Annotated in this window: 20 protein-coding genes; 5 read left to right on the top strand and 15 right to left on the bottom strand. The window is 72.8% G+C overall.

The features are described 5' to 3' along the window. Nucleotides 1-7: 7 nt before the first annotated feature. From DAE25_RS12195 to DAE25_RS12160, 8 genes are all read right to left on the bottom strand, one after another. The gene (locus DAE25_RS12195; protein ID WP_107766473.1) at nucleotides 8-457 is read right to left on the bottom strand and encodes a DUF3817 domain-containing protein; all 450 of its coding nucleotides are present in this window, start codon (nucleotides 455-457) and stop codon (nucleotides 8-10) included. Further along, on the bottom strand, nucleotides 454-1122 hold the full coding sequence (gene purQ, locus DAE25_RS12190; protein WP_107766472.1) for a phosphoribosylformylglycinamidine synthase subunit PurQ: 669 nt from the start codon (nucleotides 1120-1122) through the stop codon (nucleotides 454-456). Before purQ ends, DAE25_RS12195 begins: the two co-directional genes overlap by 4 nt. Continuing rightward, nucleotides 1119-1394: a phosphoribosylformylglycinamidine synthase subunit PurS gene (gene purS, locus DAE25_RS12185; protein WP_056886903.1), complete on the bottom strand. Its 276-nt coding sequence runs from the start codon at nucleotides 1392-1394 to the stop codon at nucleotides 1119-1121. Before purS ends, purQ begins: the two co-directional genes overlap by 4 nt. An 81-nt stretch (nucleotides 1395-1475) precedes the next feature. Then, entirely contained in the window at nucleotides 1476-1661 is a 186-nt protein-coding gene (locus DAE25_RS12180; protein WP_107766471.1) for a hypothetical protein, read from the bottom strand. Then, a complete protein-coding gene (locus tag DAE25_RS12175; protein ID WP_107766470.1) occupies nucleotides 1658-3214 on the bottom strand; it encodes a long-chain-fatty-acid--CoA ligase in 1557 nt (518 codons plus the stop codon). The genes DAE25_RS12180 and DAE25_RS12175 overlap by 4 nt, the downstream gene beginning before the upstream one ends. A gap of 44 nt (nucleotides 3215-3258) precedes the next feature. Then, nucleotides 3259-3690: an SRPBCC family protein gene (locus tag DAE25_RS12170; protein ID WP_267895258.1), complete on the bottom strand. Its 432-nt coding sequence runs from the start codon at nucleotides 3688-3690 to the stop codon at nucleotides 3259-3261. Next, nucleotides 3687-4583: a phosphoribosylaminoimidazolesuccinocarboxamide synthase gene (locus DAE25_RS12165; protein WP_107766469.1), complete on the bottom strand. Its 897-nt coding sequence runs from the start codon at nucleotides 4581-4583 to the stop codon at nucleotides 3687-3689. The genes DAE25_RS12170 and DAE25_RS12165 overlap by 4 nt, the downstream gene beginning before the upstream one ends. Nucleotides 4584-4616: 33 nt before the next feature. Beyond that, complete coding sequence (locus DAE25_RS12160) at nucleotides 4617-5189, bottom strand: antibiotic biosynthesis monooxygenase (RefSeq protein ID WP_107766723.1); 573 nt, start codon at nucleotides 5187-5189, stop codon at nucleotides 4617-4619. Between the two features lie 145 nt (nucleotides 5190-5334). Here DAE25_RS12160 and DAE25_RS12155 point away from each other — a divergent pair, with 145 nt between their 5' ends. Further along, complete coding sequence (locus DAE25_RS12155; RefSeq protein WP_234411013.1) at nucleotides 5335-6774, top strand: MFS transporter; 1440 nt, start codon at nucleotides 5335-5337, stop codon at nucleotides 6772-6774. A 4-nt stretch (nucleotides 6775-6778) separates the two neighbouring features. Here DAE25_RS12155 and DAE25_RS12150 read toward each other — a convergent pair whose 3' ends face one another. Beyond that, on the bottom strand, nucleotides 6779-7051 hold the full coding sequence (locus tag DAE25_RS12150) for an acylphosphatase (protein ID WP_234411012.1): 273 nt from the start codon (nucleotides 7049-7051) through the stop codon (nucleotides 6779-6781). 28 nt (nucleotides 7052-7079) lie between these two features. Here DAE25_RS12150 and DAE25_RS12145 point away from each other — a divergent pair, with 28 nt between their 5' ends. Then, on the top strand, nucleotides 7080-7451 hold the full coding sequence (locus tag DAE25_RS12145; protein ID WP_199907588.1) for a DUF5655 domain-containing protein: 372 nt from the start codon (nucleotides 7080-7082) through the stop codon (nucleotides 7449-7451). Nucleotides 7452-7457: 6 nt separating this feature from the next. Here DAE25_RS12145 and purB read toward each other — a convergent pair whose 3' ends face one another. From purB to purD, 3 genes are read right to left on the bottom strand one after another with little or no spacing between them, the layout of a single operon-like run. Then, the gene (gene purB, locus DAE25_RS12140; protein WP_107766468.1) at nucleotides 7458-8876 is read right to left on the bottom strand and encodes an adenylosuccinate lyase; all 1419 of its coding nucleotides are present in this window, start codon (nucleotides 8874-8876) and stop codon (nucleotides 7458-7460) included. A 1-nt stretch (nucleotide 8877) separates the two neighbouring features. Continuing rightward, entirely contained in the window at nucleotides 8878-9669 is a 792-nt protein-coding gene (locus tag DAE25_RS12135) for a DUF402 domain-containing protein (protein WP_107766467.1), read from the bottom strand. 1 nt (nucleotide 9670) lies between these two features. After that, on the bottom strand, nucleotides 9671-10945 hold the full coding sequence (gene purD, locus DAE25_RS12130) for a phosphoribosylamine--glycine ligase (protein ID WP_107766466.1): 1275 nt from the start codon (nucleotides 10943-10945) through the stop codon (nucleotides 9671-9673). Nucleotides 10946-11157: 212 nt separating this feature from the next. Here purD and DAE25_RS12125 point away from each other — a divergent pair, with 212 nt between their 5' ends. Further along, complete coding sequence (locus DAE25_RS12125; protein WP_107766465.1) at nucleotides 11158-12189, top strand: hypothetical protein; 1032 nt, start codon at nucleotides 11158-11160, stop codon at nucleotides 12187-12189. A 114-nt stretch (nucleotides 12190-12303) separates the two neighbouring features. On the opposite strand, the gene DAE25_RS12120 is transcribed toward DAE25_RS12125, so the two are convergent. Beyond that, the gene (locus DAE25_RS12120; protein ID WP_107766464.1) at nucleotides 12304-13587 is read right to left on the bottom strand and encodes an adenylosuccinate synthase; all 1284 of its coding nucleotides are present in this window, start codon (nucleotides 13585-13587) and stop codon (nucleotides 12304-12306) included. Between the two features lie 234 nt (nucleotides 13588-13821). Here DAE25_RS12120 and DAE25_RS12115 point away from each other — a divergent pair, with 234 nt between their 5' ends. Continuing rightward, on the top strand, nucleotides 13822-14727 hold the full coding sequence (locus DAE25_RS12115) for a diacylglycerol/lipid kinase family protein (RefSeq protein WP_234411036.1): 906 nt from the start codon (nucleotides 13822-13824) through the stop codon (nucleotides 14725-14727). On the opposite strand, the gene DAE25_RS12110 is transcribed toward DAE25_RS12115, so the two are convergent. Beyond that, complete coding sequence (locus tag DAE25_RS12110; RefSeq protein ID WP_159083699.1) at nucleotides 14724-15698, bottom strand: helix-turn-helix domain-containing protein; 975 nt, start codon at nucleotides 15696-15698, stop codon at nucleotides 14724-14726. The two genes, DAE25_RS12115 and DAE25_RS12110, sit on opposite strands and share 4 nt — an antisense overlap. Nucleotides 15699-15995: 297 nt before the next feature. On the opposite strand from DAE25_RS12110, the gene lysS reads away from it, so the two are divergent. Continuing rightward, the gene (gene lysS / locus DAE25_RS12105) at nucleotides 15996-17705 is read left to right on the top strand and encodes a lysine--tRNA ligase (protein WP_107766462.1); all 1710 of its coding nucleotides are present in this window, start codon (nucleotides 15996-15998) and stop codon (nucleotides 17703-17705) included. A gap of 4 nt (nucleotides 17706-17709) precedes the next feature. Here the strand turns inward: lysS and DAE25_RS12100 are convergent, their stop codons facing one another. Next, nucleotides 17710-18507: a carbon-nitrogen hydrolase family protein gene (locus DAE25_RS12100; RefSeq protein ID WP_107766461.1), complete on the bottom strand. Its 798-nt coding sequence runs from the start codon at nucleotides 18505-18507 to the stop codon at nucleotides 17710-17712. Between the last annotated feature and the right edge of the window lie 12 nt (nucleotides 18508-18519).

The following is an 18519-nucleotide window of genomic DNA, read 5'->3' as shown; positions in this document are numbered from 1 at the left end:
GGGCAGGTCAGGCGGGCGGTCCGACGACCAGCGCGAGGCCGGTGAGTGCGAGCACCGCGACGACACCGATGCCGAGCGCCCGGCGCTGGTGCTCGAGCAGCCAGCACACCGCCCGCTGGGCCGCGGTGGGGCTGTCGGGACGGGACAGCCAGGCGTCGCCCAGCAACCCGCGCCGGTCGGCGTACCGCTCGAAGGGCAGCGTCGCGAAGGGCGGCACCGCGGCTGCGAGGCCCAGCACGAGCCGTCCGAGCGACCAGCGCTGGTCGACGGCCACCAGGATCGTGACGAGGCCGTAGGCGATGAAGACGACGCCGTGGACCATCCCGAAGACCTGGACCCCGAGCTCGGTGGTCTCGGTGACGTACTTGAGGAACATGCCGGTCAGCAGCAGCGCCCAGGTGATCGCCTCGGCGGTCGCGAGCGCGCGGAACAGCCGGCGCGGGGTGAGGGTGCTCATGCGAACGTCGCGGCGGCGAGCGAGGTGAAGAACCCCAGCCCGTCGGTGCCGGGACCGGTGAGGTCCTCGACGGCGTGCTCGGGGTGGGGCATCAGGCCGACGACGTTGCCGCGCTCGTTGGTGATGCCGGCGATGTCGCGGGCCGAGCCGTTGGGGTTGTCGTCGAGGTAGCGCGCCACCACGCGACCCTCGCCCTCGAGCCGGTCGAGGGTGGGCTCGTCGGCGATGAAGCCGCCCTCGCCGTTCTTGAGGACGATGGTGACCTCGGCGCTCTCGGCGTACGCCGACGTCCACGGCGTGCGGGTGTTCTCGATGCGCAGGCGCTGGTCACGGCAGACGAACTTGCGGTGGTCGTTGCGGATCAGCGCGCCGGGCAGCAGGTGGGACTCGCAGAGGATCTGGAAGCCGTTGCAGATGCCGAGCACCGGCATCCCCTTGCCCGCAGCCTCGATGACCTCGGTCATCACCGGCGCGAAGCGCGAGATGGCGCCGCACCGCAGGTAGTCGCCGTACGAGAAGCCGCCGGGGAGGACCACGGCGTCGACGCCGCGCAGGTCGTGGTCGCCGTGCCACAGCGCGACCGCCTCGTGGCCCCCGAAGCGGACCGCGCGCTGCGCGTCGACGTCGTCGAGCGAGCCCGGGAAGGTGACGACGCCGACCCTCATGCCTTGTGCTTCCCGCCGAGCGCGTCGTCGCCCTCGATGCTGACGACGAAGTCCTCGATGACCGGGTTGGAGAGCAGCGTCTCGGCCATCTGGGTGACCTCGGCGAGCAGCTCGTCGGAGGCGTCCCCGTCGAGCTCGAGCTCGAAGCGCTTGCCCTGGCGGACGTCGGTGACGCCGGCGAAGCCCAGCCGCGGCAGGGCGCCGAGGACGGCCTTGCCCTGCGGGTCGAGGATCTCGGGCTTGGGCATGACATCGACCACGTATCGGGCCACGGGACGCTCCTGGGACGGCGGCGGGGTGCGGGTCGATCCTATCGGCGCCGCCGTCCTGCGGCACACCGCGTCCGGGTCGGGTCAGGTACGCCGCGCGGAGACGATCAGCAGCGCGACGCCGAGACCGGCGATGACCGGTCCGGCGATCGCCCAGAAGGACGAACCCGTCATCGCCGACCCGCCGACGTACCCCAGGCCCTGGAAGGTGAAGAGGGTCCCGAAGACGACCATCACCACCCCGAGGGGGATGCCGACGACGCGCCTCACTTGAGCTCGCGCTTGAGGATCTTGCCGGTCGCGGTCATCGGCAGGGCGTCGACGAGCTCGACGATGCGGGGGTACTTGTAGCCCGCCATCTGCTCCTTGCTCCACTCGACGAGCTCCTCGGGGGTGACGTCGACGTCCTTCTCCGGGATGACGACGGCCTTGATCTCCTCGCCGTGGCTCTCGTGCGGGACGCCGATCACGGCGGCCAGGCTGACCGCGGGGTGCGTCATCAGCACCTCCTCGATCTCGCGCGGGTACACGTTGTAGCCGCCGCGGATGATCATGTCCTTGGACCGGTCGACGATGTAGTAGTAGCCGTCCTCGTCCTTGCGGGCCAGGTCGCCCGAGCGGAACCAGTCGTCGTGGATCGCCTCGGCGGTGGCGTCGGGGCGGTCGTAGTAGCCCTTCATGATGTTGGGGCCCTTGATGGCGATCTCGCCGACGTCGCCCTCGGCGTCGTCCCAGCTGCCGGGCTCGGGGTTGATGAGCTTCATCTCGACACCGGGGATCGGGACGCCGATCGATCCGACGCGGACCTCCTGGCCGTACGGCGAGAAGCTGGCGACCGGCGACGTCTCGGACAGGCCGTAGCCCTCGAGGATGGTGACGCCGAACTTCTTCTCGAAGTCCTTGTGCACCTCGACCGGGAGCGCCGAGCCGCCGGCCGCGGCGATGCGCAGGTTGGCCGCGAGCGCCTGGACGTCGACCCCGGAGTCGGGGAGGGCGCCGAGGAGGCCCCAGTACATCGTCGGGACGCCGGCGAAGAAGGTCACGCCCTCCTTGGCCATCGTCTTGAGCGCGGCGTCGGCCTCGAAGCGGGGCAGCATCACCACGGTGCCGCCGTAGGCGAAGCCGGCGTTCTGGATGACGGTCTGCCCGAACGAGTGGAAGAGCGGCAGCACGCACAGGTAGGTGTCCGGCCGGGACGCGTCGGCACCGAAGAGGTCCTTGCCGGCGATCGCGTTGGAGTGCATGTTGCGGTGCCGCAGCTCGGCGCCCTTGGGCTGTCCGGTGGTGCCCGAGGTGTAGAGGATGACCGCGGTGTCGTCGTCGTCCACGGCGACGGTGTCGAAGGTCGGCGGCTGGCCGGCCATCGCCTGCCCCAGCGTCTCGGTGCCCTCGATGGGCGAGGCGGCCGTCGGGTCGACGGTGATCATGAAGAAGTGCTCGCAGCCCTCGGTGGCCTCGAAGCCCTCGTGGCCGGCCTGGCCGATCGGGAGCTCCTCGGTGCCCTGGAAGCAGAAGTAGGCCTTCGCGTCCGAGTCGGCGAGGTGGTAGGCCACCTCCCGGCCCTTGAGCAGCACGTTGAGCGGCACCACGGTCGCCCCGGCCTTGAGGATCCCGTAGTAGACGATCGGGAAGTAGGGCAGGTTGGGGCAGCTCAGCGCCACCTTGTCGCCGGGCTGGATGCCGCGTGCGACGAGCAGGTTGGCCACCTGGTTGGCGGCGCCGTTGACCTGGGCGTAGGTCAACCGGGTGTCGCCGAGGACGACGGCCTCCCGGTCGGCGTACTGGCTGGCGGAGTCTTCGAGCAGCGAGGAGAGGTTCGGCATGGCGCCAACCTACTCAGCGGTCGTGACGCCCGTCACCCGTCGTCTCAGGTCGTACGCCGCGCGAGGATCTTGCCGGCCTTGCGGACGTCGGCGGCGACCGCGATCCCCGCGAGTCGGCCCGCCACCGTCGCCGGCACGGCCCAGGCCCCGCGCCCGTCGACGTCGCCGCTGATGTCGACGCGGCAACCGCGCGGCGTACGGGCGAAGCCCAGGGTCAGCGTCGCGGACACCCCGCGCCACCAGCCGCGCTCGGCCCACACGAGCGGCGGGTCCATCTCGGTGATCTCCATCTGCGGACGCACGCCCACCGACGTGGTCTCCTGCCAGCGCTGGCCGAGCCGCGGCTCCTCGTCGGCCGGCACGGTGACCGAGCGCAAGGACGACTGCCACTCCGGCCGGTTGCGCGGGTCGGAGAGGTAGGCGTAGGCCACCTCGACCGGCACGGGGAGGTCGACGGAGGCGTGGAAGCCGGTCAGAACGTCTCCCCCGTCAACCGCTCGTAGGCCTCGACGTACCTCGAGCGGGTGCGCTCGACGACCTCGGGCGGCAGCGGCGGCGGGGCCTCGCCGGACGTGCGGTCCCAGCCGGACTCCGGGGAGGTGAGCCAGTCGCGGACGATCTGCTTGTCGTACGACGGCTGGGCGCGGCCGGGCTGCCACTGGTCGGCGGGCCAGAAGCGCGACGAGTCGGGCGTGAGCACCTCGTCGGCGAGCACGGTGGTGCCGTCGGGCCGCGCGCCGAACTCGACCTTGGTGTCGGCCAGGATGATGCCGCGGGTCTTCGCCAGCTCGTGGGCGCGGCCGTAGACCTCCATGGTGAGCATCCGCAGCTCGGCGGCCTCGTCGTCCCCGACGGCCTCGACGACCGCCTCGTAGTCGACGTTCTCGTCGTGGTCGCCGATCGCGGCCTTGGTCGCCGGCGTGAAGATCGGCTCGGGGAGCCGGGAGCCGTCCTGCAGGCCGGCCGGCAGCCGGATGCCGCAGACCTCACCGTGGAGTCGGTAGTCGAGGAGACCGGAACCGGTGAGGTAGCCGCGGGCCACGCACTCGACGGGATACATCTCCAGCGCCTCGCAGATCACCGCGCGACCGCGCACGGCCTCGGGGACGTCGGTGGACACCACGTGGTGCGCGACCAGCCCCTTGAGCTGGTCGAACCACCACAGCGACATCCGGGTGAGGATCTCGCCCTTGTCGGGGATCGTCGTGTCGAGCACGAAGTCGTACGCCGAGATCCGGTCGCTCGCCACCATCAGCAGGCGACCGGCGTGCTCGCCGGACTCGATGCGGTAGAGGTCGCGGACCTTGCCGGAGTGGAGGTGCGTCGCGCCCTCGAGCGCCGGGGCGTCAGGGATGTTGTGGTCGGCCACGTGCCGACCCTAGCGGCGCGGGCCGCCGTCGGGTCAGCGTCGCCAGGGAGCGGGCTTGCCCTGCAGCCACCAGGACATCTGGCGGGTGATCCACGGGAGCAGCACGTAGGTCATCAGCGGCGTCATCACGAGCACGGTGAGGAGCACCCGCAGCGGGAGCGGCCAGTCGGCGACGGGTGTGTGCCCGAGCACCCAGTTGGCGACCAGGCTGAGCGGGAAGAACACCAGGAAGATGGTGCAGGCCTGCTTCCAGCGCGGCGGCGCGACGGGAGCCGGGCTGAGCGACTCGACCGCGGACGGCTCGTCGAACCAACCCTCGATGCCCGTACGCCGCTCGGTGCGGGTCGACTCGATCCGCCCCTGCGCCGCCTCGAGCCACCACGCGCGCTGCGGGCTCGCCTCCCAGCGGGCCAGCGACTCGGCGTCGGCGAAGCGGTAGAGCATGTGCCACTCGGGCGAGTCCTGCGAGGGCCGCACCCACCCGGAGCCGAGGAAGCCGTCGAAGTTCTCCGCCAGCGAGGTGCCGGCCTGCACCCACGCGCGCATCTCCGTCTCCTGGGACGGGTCGATGTGCCGGGTGACCGAGACGGTGACGGGAGCGGACATGCCGCCCATTGTCGGTCGTGCGCGCGCGTCGTACCGAACTGACGGGGACGGGATCTGCGACACACCCGCGACCACGCTCCTCACCGGGTCGCCGATCAGGTTGCCGATCAGGGGGCCGCTTCGGGGCGGTGAGAAGGTGGCGGGCGTGACCCAGCACGAGGAGGCCGACGCCGTCGCGGCCGAGCAGGAGCACGTCCCCGATCCTCGTCGGTGGCGGATCCTGGCGGTGTCCCTGCTCGTCGGCTTCATGTCGCTGCTGGACGTCACCATCGTCAACGTCGCGGTGCCCTCGATCCGCGCCGGGCTGGAGACGTCGGCCGGTGCGGTGCAGTGGGTGGTCTCGGGCTACGCGCTGGCCTTCGGCATGACCCTCGTCGCCGGCGGGCGCCTCGGCGACGCGCACGGACGCCGCCGGATGATGGTGATCGGGCTCATCGGCTTCATCGTCTCCAGCGCCGCCGCGGGCCTCGCCCCCAACGCCGCCGCGATCGTCGTCGCCCGGCTGGCGCAGGGCGCGAGCGCCGGGCTGCTGACGCCGCAGAACTCCGGGCTGATCCAGCAGCTGTTCCGGGGTGACGAGCGCGGTCGGGCCTTCGGGATGTTCGGCTTCACGGTCGCGGTCGCCTCCGCCGCAGGGCCGCTGATCGGTGGGCTGCTGATCGCGGTGCTCGGGGAGGAGAACGGCTGGCGGGCGCTCTTCCTGGTCAACGTCCCCATCGGCCTGGTCGCACTGGTCGCCGTGTGGCGCCTCGTCCCGGACAACCCCGGCGGTCGCGACGCGGTCAAGGACACCCGCATCGACGTCCCGGGCGCGCTGCTGCTGGGGCTGGCGGTCGTCTCGGTGCTCTACCCGCTGATCAGCCTCGAGGGCGGTGCGCGGTGGCCGCTGGTGATCGTGCTGGCCTTCCCGCCGCTGGTGTGGGCGTTCCTCCGGTGGGAGCAGCACACGGTCGCGACGGGCCGCCCGCCGCTGCTGGACGTGTCGCTGCTGCGCGGGCTGCCGGGCTACGCCAACGGGCTGCTCGTCGGCACCCTCTACTTCACCGGCTTCACGGGCATCTTCCTGGTGCTGTCGGTCCACCTCCAGGAGGGCGTCGGCTTCTCGCCGCTCCAGGCCGCGCTGCTGATGACCCCCTTCGCGGTCGGTGCCGCCACGACGTCGCCGCTGGCGGGTCGCCTAGTCGGCCGGATCGGGCGGCGGGTCACCCTGATCGCACTGTCGGTGATGATGACCGGTACGGCGCTCGCGGCCTGGCTGGTCACGTCGCCGGCCGACACCCTGTGGTGGACGCTCGCGCCGGCGATGTTCCTCGCCGGCATCGGCGGGGGTGGGGTCATCTCCCCCAACTTCACGCTCACCCTGGCCGAGGTGCCGCCGCAGATGGGTGGCGCCGCCGGGGGTGCCCTGCAGACCGGCCAGCGGATCGGCTCGGCGCTCGGCGCCGCACTGCTGATGACCGTCTACCAGGCCTCGCAGTCCTTCACGTCCGTGGAGGTCGCCGCCCGATGGGCGCTCGTCGCCGCGCTCGCCGTGCTGTCGGTGGCGCTCGCGGCCGCCGTACGGTCCTGGCGGCTCGGGGACTGAACCCTCAGTAGCGGATCTCGAACCCGCGGTGGCCGGCCACGGCGGACGGGCGCACCGCCACGTCGCGGACCTTGGACCCCGACGGTCCCCGGCGGCACCAGGCGACCAGCGCGTCCACCGCATCGGGCGCCCCCTCGACGTGTGCGGCGACCGAGCCGTCGGGCTCGTTGCGCACCCAGCCGGTCACGCCGAGGCGCTCGGCCTCCTGCTGCGTGCACGCGCGGTAGGCGACGCCCTGCACGCGGCCGGTGACGTGGAGGTCGGCTGCCGTGGTCACGCGCCCATCATGGCGCGAGACTGGCCGGATGAGCCACGAGGCCCCGACGCCGGCGGACCTGTTCGACGGGTTCCCGGCCGGGCTGGCGATCCACGACCGGGTGGCCTCGATCGTCGACGCCCTCGGCGAGGTGGAGTCGCGGACCTCGAGGAGCCAGGTGGCCTTCCGGCACGGTCGCGGCTTCGCGTACGTGTGGCGGCCGGGGCAGTACGTCCGCTCCGACGTCCCCGCGGTGCTGTCGATCGCCCTGCCCCGCGAGGTGGCGTCGCCGCGGTTCAAGGAGGCCGTGCACCCGTCGCCACACGTGTGGATGCATCACCTCGAGCTCCACGACGTCAGCGAGGTCGACGACGAGGTGCGGGCCTGGCTCCGGGAGGCGTGGGAGCACGCCGCCCGGTGAGCGGGCTCAGAGGATGGCGCCCGGGGTGTACGCCGCGGCGGCGGGGTGGGCGGTCGCCAGCGCCTCCACGCGAGCGACCACGGCTCGAGTCTGCGCGACGGCCGCGCCGGTGAACTCGATCGGCTCGGCCACCAGCCCGTCGATCTCCTCGCGGGTCATCCCGAGGCGCTCGTCGGCGGCCAGCCGGTCGAAGACGTCGTTCTCCGCCTGCCCCTGGCGCATGTCGAGGGCGACCCCGACGGCCGCCTCCTTGATCGCCTCGTGGCCGACCTCGCGACCGACGCCCTTGCGGACCGCGGCCATCAGCACCTTGGTGGTGGCCAGGAACGGCAGGTAGCGGTCGAGCTCGCGCTGGATCACGGCCGGGAACGCGCCGAACTCGTCGAGCACGGTCAGGAAGGTCTGGAAGAGCCCGTCGACGGCGAAGAACGCGTCGGGCAGCGCGACGCGGCGTACGACGGAGCAGGAGACGTCGCCCTCGTTCCACTGGTCCCCGGCGAGCTCGCCGACCATCGACAGGTAACCGCGGGTGATGACGGCGAGGCCGTTGACCCGCTCGCAGGAGCGGGTGTTCATCTTGTGCGGCATCGCCGACGAGCCGACCTGGCCCTCCTTGAAGCCCTCGGTCACCAGCTCGATGCCGGCCATCAGCCGGATCGTGGTGGCCAGGTTGGACGGGCCGGCGGTCAGCTGGACCAGCGCGGACAGCACGTCGAAGTCGAGCGAGCGCGGGTAGACCTGGCCGACGCTGGTGAGCACGTGGTCGAAGCCGAGGTGCGCGGCCACCCGGGTCTCGAGCTCGTCGAGCAGCGTCGCGTCGCCCCCGAGCAGGTCGAGCATGTCCTGCGAGGTGCCCATCGGGCCCTTGATGCCCCGCAGCGGGTAGCGCGCGAGCAGCTCCTCGATGCGCTGCACCGAGATCAGCATCTCGTCGGCGACGGTGGCGAAGCGCTTGCCGAGGGTGGTCGCCTGCGCGGCCACGTTGTGGGAGCGGCCGGCCATCACGGTGGTCTCGTGCTCGGCGGCGAGACGGGCGAGTCGCACGAGGGTCGCGACGGCGCGGTCGCGCACCAGCGTCAGCGACTGGCGGACCTGGAGCTGCTCGACGTTCTCCGTCAGGTCGCGGCTCGTCATGCCCTTGTGGATGTGCTCGTGCCCGGCCAGCGCGGCGAACTCCTCGATGCGCGCCTTCACGTCGTGGCGGGTGACCCGCTCGCGGGCGGCGATGGAGGCCAGGTCGACCTGGTCGACGACCTTCTCGTAGGCCTCGATGACCCCGTCGGGCACGTCGACACCGAGGTCGCGCTGGGCGGTGAGCACGGCGATCCACAGCTGCCGCTCGAGCACGATCTTGTGCTCGGGGCTCCAGATCGCGGCCAGGTCAGCCCCGGCGTAGCGGGTGGCGAGGACGTTGGGAACGGTCATGTCATGACTCCAGGTGGTCGGGCAGCGTCAGGGGTCGGTCGATCTCGGGCTGGGGGCGCCAGGACTCCCAGTCCTCGCTGAGGGGCCAGGCGCGGGGCTCGACGAGCTCGGTGCGGACGCGGTCGGCGAGCGCGCGGATCGCGTCGGCCTGCGCGGGGGCGAAGCGGCCGGCCGCGGTGAACGCCGCCAGCTCGTCCTCGTCCTTGAGCCACAGCTGGCCGTCGTCGTCGAGCCAGAGGTCGAGGGTGAGGTCGCGGGTGTGCACCTGCGCCGCGCCCGAGGCCGGACGCTCGTGCACCAGCTCGAGGTTGACGTAGTGGCCGGCGAAGGACCCGTCGTCCTCCCAGAAGTACCAGAGCGACCACGGCACGCCGCTCGGCGCGATGCGCAGGATCCCCGGGCCGTCCCATGTCCTGCGGAGGTGGTCGTAGTCGCGGCGGGCGCTGAGGGCGGCCCGCTCCTCCAGGCTGCGCTCGCGCAGACCCTTGCCGTCCCGGGGCACGGCCGCGAGGCGCTCGGACCCAGCCGGGAGCCAGGCGACCAGCCCGCGCTCGTCGTCGCGCACCACGCGCAGCACGTCGACGCCCAGCGCGTAGTGCCAGGTGATGACGGCGCCGTGCTCGAAGTGCGGTGCCGCACCGGCGGCGCGCACCGGCCCGTCGTACGACGACCACCGCAGGTCGTCGAGCAGGTCGAGGTCGGGCTCCACCCCGGCGGCCACGGGACCGGCGAGCCGGGTCATGGTGCCGCCGGAGTCGGTGACCACCTGCTCGTCGTCGGGAGTCCCCGTCACGTCACGCACCCTCGGTCAGCGAGGCACCCTCGACGACACCCAGCGGCTCGGCGGCGATGTCCCGGCGCCACTGCGCACCCGGGAACGAGATGGTGTTGATGCCCTCGTAGGCCTTGGCTCGCGCGTCAGCGACGTCGGTGCCGGTGGCCCGGACCGCGAGCACCCGCCCTCCGGCGGTCACGAGCGGGCCGTCGCCGCCGCGGGCGGTGCCAGCGTGGATCACGTCGACGTCGGTCTCGACCGCGAGGGTCTCGGTGCCCACGATCACGTCGCCGCTCGAGGACGACTCCGGGTAGCCGGCGCTGGCCATCACCACGGTCACCGAGGCGCCGTCGGCGAAGGTCGGGGCGGGTACGGCGCCCAGGTCGCCGTCGGCGGCCGCCTTGAGGAGGTCGCCGAGCGAGGAGGTCAGCAGCGCGAGGACCGGCTGGACGTCCGGGTCACCGAAGCGGCAGTTGAACTCGATCACCCGCGGCCCGGCAGCGGTGAGCGCGAGCCCGACGTACAGGGTGCCGACGAAGGGGGCGCCGCGGCGGACCATCTCGTCGAGGGTGGGCTGGACGACCGTCGCGAGGACCTGGTCGGCGAGGTCGGCGGGCGCCCACGGCAGCGGCGAGTAGGCCCCCATGCCACCGGTGTTGGGACCCCGCCCGCCGTCGAAGATCCGCTTGAAGTCCTGCGCCGGCTGCAGCGCCCGCGCCGTACGCCCGTCGCAGACGGCGAAGAGCGAGACCTCGGGACCGTCGAGGAACTCCTCGACCACGACGCGCTCGCACCCGGAGGCATGGGCCAGCGCCTCGGCCCGGTCGGTGGTCACCACGACGCCCTTGCCGGCGGCCAGGCCGTCGTCCTTCACGACGTACGGCGCGCCCAGCGCGTCGAGCGAGGCCGCGGCCTCGTCGGGGGTGGTGCACACGAAGGAGCGGGCCGTCGGCACGCCGGCCTCCGCCATCACGTCCTTGCTGAAGGCCTTGGACCCCTCGAGCCGGGCCGCCTCCCGGGACGGGCCGTAGACCGCGATGCCGGCGGCGCGGACTGCGTCGGCGACCCCGGCGACCAGCGGGGCCTCGGGCCCGACGACGACCAGGTCGACGCCCAGGCGGGTGGCCAGTGCGGCCACCGCGGCCCCGTCCATCGGGTCGACGTCGTGCAACGTCGCGACCTCGCCGATGCCCGGGTTGCCCGGCGCGGCGTGCACCTCGGCGTCGGGATCGAGGGCCAGGGAGCGGGCCAGCGCGTGCTCGCGGCCGCCGGTGCCGATGACGAGGGACTTCACGGGCGTCGATCCTATCGGCGTACGGGCGCGACCCTCGTACGCCGCGGGTCCCGCGGACGGCGTACCCCGCGCGAAGGCCCTCGTCGAGTGTGCGTGGAAGCACGTGTGGCTCGAGGCCAGCGGTGCTTCCACGCACACCCATGCAGCGGTCGGTCATCCACAGACGACGGGTCGGCGGCATTCCCGGCCCCGGGGCCGGGAAGGAGCCCCTCATGTCCGACGAGTTCACCCCGACGTGCCGGCTCCCCTCCGGCCTGGTCCTGCCGACCGCCCTCGACCCCGACGGTCGCGCCGGGCCCACCCGCGGCCGGGCCCGGGGTGGGCGGTGGGTGTCGGTCGGCAGCGGGCACCACCGCCCCGCGGACGCCCCGGACGTGGTCGAGCAGCGGATCCTCGACGTCGCCGTGCGCCTCGGTCCGGCGGGTGCCGTGACCGGATGGGCCGCGCTCAGGCTCCTGGGTGCGGCGTTCTTCGACGGGGTCGGTCGCACCGGCGCCGTCCTCGGCGTCCCGCTCCGCTCCCCCGACCGCCAGCTCCGTGCCGGACCGCAGCTGGTCGCGATCCGCGGGAGAGCCGGGAACGAGCGCACGGTGGTGGCCGGCGTCCGGGTCGTGTCGCCCGAGCAGGCACTCCTCGACCATGCCCGCGCCGAGCCCGACGACCGCGAGCTCGTGGTCGCGATCGACATGGCGTGCGCCGCGAGCCTCACCTCGCTGCGGCGGATCACCGCCTTCCTGGCCACCCGGCCGCGAGCCCCCGGCGTACGACGCCTGCGCTGGGCGCTGCGGTGGGCCCACGAGAAGAGCCTGTCCCCGGGAGAGCCCCGGCTCCGCCTGATCTGGGTGCTCGACGCCGGACGCCCCCTCCCCCTGTGCAACAAGCCCGTCTTCGACCTCCAGGGGCGGGTGCTGGCCGTCCCGGACCTGCTGGACCCGGACGCGGGGGTGACCGGCGAGTACAACGGCAGCATCCACCGGCGGGCGGCCGCCGCCCGCCGGGACGCCGAGCGCGACGCCGCCCTGCGGCGACACGGCCTCGAGACGATGGCGGCCGTGGGTGCCGACGTGCACGACCGGGATCTCGTGGTCCAGCGCATCGACGGGGCCTACGCCCGGGCGCTGCACCTCCCGCCCGAGCAGCGGACCTGGACGCTGACCCCGCCACCCGGGTGGACCGACGAGGTCAGCCTCGACGAGGCCCTCGACCATCGCGACCGGTTGCGCGAGGAGCAGTGGGACGACTGACCCGACGAGTGTGCGTGAATGCACCATCCGCGGGCTTTCCACGGCGCATCCACGCACACTCGTGGCGACACCCGGACATGTGCCGGACGTCGTACGCCGTGTGGAGAGCCCGGGTCAGTCGTGGACGGTGAGCGTCTGCTCGCGCCCCGGACCGACACCGACGCCCCAGATGCGGGCGCCGGAGATGTCCTCGAGGGCCTGCACGTAGGTCTGCGCCTGCTTGGGGAGCTCGGCGAAGGTGCGGCAGCCGGAGATGTCGGAGTTCCAGCCCTCGAAGGTCTCGTAGACGGGCTTGGCGTGGTGGAACTCGGTCTGGGTCATCGGCATCTCGTCGACGCGCGTGCCGTCGATCTCGTAGCCGACGCACACCGGGATCTCGTCCCAGGCGCCGAGGATGTCCAGCTTGGTCAGGAAGAACTCGGTGAGGCCGTTGACGCGGGCGGCGTAGCGCGCGACCACGGCGTCGTACCAGCCGCAGCGCCGGGTGCGGCCGGTGGAGACACCGATCTCGCCGCCGAGCTTCTGGAGGTTGAGGCCGTCGTCGTCGAAGAGCTCGGTCGGGAAGGGACCCGAGCCGACGCGCGTCGAGTAGGCCTTGATCACGCCGATGACCCGGTCGATGCGGGTCGGGCCGACGCCGGCGCCGGTGCAGACACCACCGGCGATCGCGTTGGACGACGTCACGAACGGGTAGGTGCCGTGGTCGACGTCGAGCATGGTGGCCTGGGCGCCCTCGAAGAGCACGGTCCGGCCCTCGTCGAGCGCCTTGTTGAGCAGCAGCGACGTGTCGGCGACCATCGGGCGCAGCCGGTCGGCGTACGACAGCAGCTCCTCGACGACGGCGTCGGCGTCGACCGCGCGACGGTTGTAGACCTTGGTCAGCAGGTGGTTGCGCACGTCGAGAGCGGCCTCGACCTTCTGCTGGAGGATGCCCTCGTCGAAGAGGTCCGCGACCCGGATGCCGACGCGGTTGATCTTGTCGGCGTACGCCGGGCCGATGCCGCGACCGGTGGTGCCGATCTGGTTCTTGCCGAGGAAGCGCTCGGTGACCTTGTCGATCGTCGAGTGGTACGACGCGATGACGTGCGCGTTGGCGCTGACGACCAGGCCGCCCATCTCCACGCCGCGCTCGAGGAGGCCGTCGAGCTCGCGGAAGAGCGCCTCGGGCGAGACCACGACGCCGTTGGCGATCACGCTGGTGGCGCCGGGCGTGAGGATGCCGCTGGGGAGCAGGTGGGTGGCGTACTTCTCGCCGTTGATGACGATCGTGTGGCCGGCGTTGTGGCCGCCACTCGTGCGGACGACGAAGTCGATGGTCTCGCTGGTGGCGAGCAGGTCGGTGGCCTTGCCCTTGCCCTCGTCACCCCACTGGGCACCGAGTACGACGATCGCGGGCATCGCAGCCCTCCTCAGGAATCCGGCTGTACCCACGAGAGGCGTGGGCCAAAAGAAACAGCCCCGGCACAAGTGCACCGGAGCTCTTGCGGCGTCACGCTACCGCACCTCGCGGGGGCCCGCCGGATCGTGCCCACATCGGCCCGGCGCGTGACGGACCGCACGGCGCGTGCATCCCGGCGCCGCGTGGCCGCCGATGGCGGGGCACGGTCGACTACTGTCCAGCGCGTGGACCCCATGCTCGTGATCACCAACGCCGGCGCCGGCACCTCCGACCAGGAGACGCTCGACCGCGCCCTGGCGATCCTCCGCGAGGAGTCGTCGGTCGAGGTGGCCGCCACCTCCAACCCCGGCGAGCTCGACGGCGTCCTGCATCGCGCCGGGTCGCGCCGGATCGTGGTCGCCGGCGGTGACGGCAGCCTCCACGCGGTGGTCGCGGCGCTGCACAAGCGCCACGAGCTCGAGGGCCGCACGCTGGCCCTGCTGCCGCTCGGCACCGGCAACGACTTCGCCCGCGGCACCGACATCCCGCTCGACATCGACCAGGCGGCGCGCCTCGTGCTCAAGGGCGAGCCCCGCCCCGTCGACCTCATCGTCGACGAGACCGGCTCGATCGTCGTCAACAACGTGCACGTCGGCACCGGCGCCCAGGCCAGCCGCAAGGCCCACAAGTGGAAGACCCGGCTCGGCTCGATCGGGGTGGGCAAGGTCAACATCGGCAAGCTCGGCTATCCCATCGGCGCCCTGCTCGCGGCCTTCCACCCGCCCAACCGCCGCCTGCGCGTCGAGGTCGACGGCGTGGTGGTCAACGACGTCGACCAGCCGCTGCTCATGGTCGCGATCGGCAACGGCGCCAACGTCGGCGGCGGCACGGAGATCACTCCCGACGCCGACCCCGAGAGCGGCTCGCTCGACGTGATGATCAGCCGGGCGATCAGCCCCGGCGCCAAGATCGGGTACGTCGCGAAGCTCCGCAAGGGCGAGCACCAGGAGCGCGACGACGTGGTCCACCTCCGGGGCTCGACGGTCTCGGTGAGCGGCGAGGAGTTCTGGGTCTCCGCGGACGGCGAGATCTACGGCCCCGAGCGCAGCCGCACGTGGCGCATCGAGCGGGCGGCGTACAAGATGGTGCTGCCCCGCTAGATCCAGCCCCGCCGCGCGGCCTCGACACCGGCCTGGAAGCGGGTGTCCACGCCCAGGTCGGACATCACCGCCGCGATCCGGCGCCGCACCGTCCGCAGGCTGAGCCCGAGGTTGCGCGCGATCTGCTCGTCCTTGGCGCCGTCGGCCAGCTGGCCGAGCAGCAACCGTCGTAGGTCGGGACGGGCCTCCCCCCGGTCGAGGGTGGGCACGGCCGTGGCCCGGTCCCACAGGAGGTCGAAGTACCGCGTCACCACCTGCACGATGGACGGCTGGCGGATCGCGACCCGACGGTCGTTGCCCACGCCGAGCGGGTCCGGCAGCAGGGCGCGCGAGGTGCCGATGACGAGCAACCGCGTGGTGACCTCGGGCAGGACCCGGATCTGCTCCCCGATGGCCGCGCGGCCGATGAGGATGGCGGGCGCCTCCTGGAGGGCGCGGGCGGGATAGATCGCCCGCACCCGGCGGCCCTGCTGGACCGCACGGTTGACGGCCAGCGCCATCTCGGACTCGCTCGGCAGCCGCCACTGGTCCGGACGCAGGAAGCACAGGTCGCCCGGGGACTCGTTGATCCAGCGGACGATCGCGCCCGCGATGTCGCCACCGGTCGTCACCTCCCCGTCGATGGCGGTGGAGTCGAGCAGCGGCGCGTCGGCGCCCATGTCGGCCAGCATCGGGATGGCCTCGGCGAGCCGGGCCAGGTCCGCGCCGGCCTCGCTCATCGTGACGGCCTGCGCCGCGACGTACCTCGAGACCGCCTCGACCGGCGACGCGACCGTCACCCGGTCCCCCTCGAGCCGCACGATGTCGAGCTCGAGGAGCGGGCGGACACGGCTCCGGAGCTCGTCGGGGGTCACGAAGAGGGAGCGGGCGAGCACCTCGAAGGAGCCACCGGAGCCCGAGAGGACCTGGCGGTAGAGCTCCTCCATGGGGCCGGGCAGGCCGAAGGCGGACGCGAGCGGTCGACGGGGCACGGTTGGCAGGTTAGTGCCAGCGGCCATTTCGGGCCACGCCCCGCCCGGGAACGTCAGTGAGAATCTGACGAGCGCGTGTCGGTGTCCGGCGGACCGCGGGGGTGTTCCGCCGGGCAGAGTCCCGGTGGACCCGGCCGCGTAGGGCGTCGAAGTCGCCGCAGGGGACGGCTTCGACGCCCTTGTCACGTCCGGACCCGTCTCCGCACCAGGGGGCGTTTGCTCAGGTCTGCGCGGCGGGCCGGTCCCGCGGGCCGCACCCATCACCGCTCCCCGGCGGTCGGCCGATAATCTGCGCGCATGGCACGCGGTGGACGGCAGGGCGGACAGCAGGGAGACCCCATCGACTGGGTGACCCGTGCCGCCGACGACGCGATCCGGCACGCGGGTGAAGGCAACAAGGTCACCGTGGCCTCCGGGGCCAGCCCGTCGGGGCCGATCCACCTCGGCAACCTGCGCGAGTTCCTCACCCCGCACTTCGTCGCCGAGGAGCTGCGCCGTCGCGGCATCGAGACACGCCACCTGCACAGCTGGGACGACTACGACCGCTTCCGCAAGGTCCCCGCGGGCGTGCCCGCCGAGTGGGCCGAGCACATCGGCCGCCCGCTGTCCGCCGTCCCCGACCCGTGGGGCTGCCACGAGTCCTGGGCCGAGCACTTCAAGGCGCCGCTCCAGGCTGCCCTCGCCGAGCTGGGCGTCGAGATGGACGAGGTCAGCCAGACCGAGATGTACCGGGCCGGCACCTACCGCGAGCAGATCCTGCACGCGATCCGGCACCGCGACCGGATCGAGGAGGTGCTCGGGCGCTACCGCACCAAGGCCGCGCCCGCCGCCGAGACCGAGGAGGAGGCCGCCGAGCTCGCCGAGTCGGTCGCCAACGACGAGGAGTCCGAGGACTCCGGGGCGGGAGCGTTCGCACGCTTCCCCTACAAGCCGTGGTGCGCCGAGTGCGGGCGCGACACGACCGACGTGACGTCGTACGACGACGAGACCACCGACCTCGCCTACACCTGCCGCGAGTGCGGCCACTCCGGGGTCACCAACGTCGCCACCGAGGACGCCGGCAAGCTGGTGTGGAAGGTCGACTGGCCGATGCGCTGGGCGTGGGAGAAGGTCGACTTCGAGCCCGCCGGCCTCGACCACATGACGCCCGGGTCGTCGTACACCGTCGGCCAGGAGCTGGTCTCCTCGATCTTCGACTGGCAGGCGCCCGCCCGGGTGACCTACGCCTTCGTCGGCATCGCCGGCGTGCAGAAGATGTCGTCGTCGAGCGGTGGGGTGCCCACCCCGGCCGACGCGCTGCAGATCCTCGAGGCGCCGATGGTGCGCTGGCTCTACACCCGCCGCGCCCCCAAGCAGGCCTTCACCATCGACTTCGGTCCCGAGGTCGTGCGCCTGTACGACGAGTGGGACGCGCTGGGCCGCAAGGCCGCCGACCCCGCCAAGCGGGACGCCCAGGTGCTGGCCTTCGAGCGGGCCTCCGCGACCCACGCGGGCGGGCCGCTGCCGGTCCCGGCGGTCGCCGTCCCGTTCCGGACGCTGTCGTCGGTCGCCGACGTCACCGCCGGCTCGGCCGACCTGATCAGCCGCGTCGTCGAGCACGTGGGCTTCCCGCACGACAGCGTGGCCGACCTCGAGCCGCGCCTGGGCCGGGCGATGGCCTGGACCGCGTCGCTGCCGGAGTCCGAGCGGACCATCGTGCGCGAGACGCCCGACGCCGAGCGGCTCGCCTCGCTGAGCGAGGACGAGGAGCTGTGGCTGCGGATCTTCCTGGACCGGCTGCCCGAGCAGCTCGAGCTCGACGAGGTCACCACCGTCGTCTACGGCGTGCCCAAGGTGGCACGCGGCCTGGGCTTCGAGGACGCACCGACCGACCAGGTCAAGGCCGACCAGAAGGACTTCTTCCGGCTGCTCTACAACCTGCTCGTCTCGGCCGACCGCGGCCCGCGGCTGCCCACGCTCATCGTGGCGCTCGGGCAGGACAAGGTCCGGTCCCTGCTCGGGGCCTGATCCCTCAGGGCAGGACCGGGATCCGCTTCCGGACCTCGCCCACGACGTCCAGGTCGACCTCGCCGACGAGCAGGTCGGGCTCCGCCCCGAGCCGCCCGTGCACGGCGCCGAGGGGGTCGACGAGCGCGCTGCGGCCGATGCCGAGCGGCGCTCCCCGGACCGGCTCCTGCCACGCCTGGGCGCTGGCGAGCAGCCAGGCCTGGGCATCGAGGGCGCGCGCCCGCACGAGCACGTCCCACTGGTCGGCCTTGCCGGGTCCGTCTCCCCACGACGCGGGGAGCACGACGAGCTCGGCACCGCGGGCCCCGAGCGCGGTGAACTGGTCGGCGAAGCGCACGTCGTAGCAGGTGGCCAGCCCGACCCGCACGGTCCCTGCGTCGCCGCCGTCGACGTCCGCGACCACGTAGTCCTCCCCCGGCGCCACCGTGTCGGACTCGCGTGAGTCGAAGGCGTCGAACAGGTGGACCTTGCGGTACGACGCCTCGCCGGCGGGACCGGTCACGAGCAGCGTGTTGTGCACCCGGCCGTCGTCGGCGGGCTCGAAGAGGCCGACCACCACGGTCATCCCGGCGGCCGCGGCGACCTCCCGTACGCCGCTCGCGAACGGCCCGTCCAGCGGCTCGGCGGCCCGCGCCGGGTTGCGGGCGAAGCTGGCACTGGTGGCCTCGGGCAGGACCACGAGCCGGGCACCCGCGTCGGCCGCGCGGCGTACGGCCTCGACGGCCTGCGCGAGGTTGGCGACGGGGTCGGTGCCGCTGCGCAGCTGGGCGGCAGCGACGGTGAGCTTGCGCGAACCGGTCATGCGGGCTCCTCC

The sequence above is a fragment of the Nocardioides terrigena genome (assembly GCF_003047265.1).
Taxonomy (GTDB): domain Bacteria; phylum Actinomycetota; class Actinomycetes; order Propionibacteriales; family Nocardioidaceae; genus Nocardioides; species Nocardioides terrigena.
Note: the sequence above shows the minus strand (reverse complement) of the source record. Positions and strands in the feature narration are given on the sequence as shown.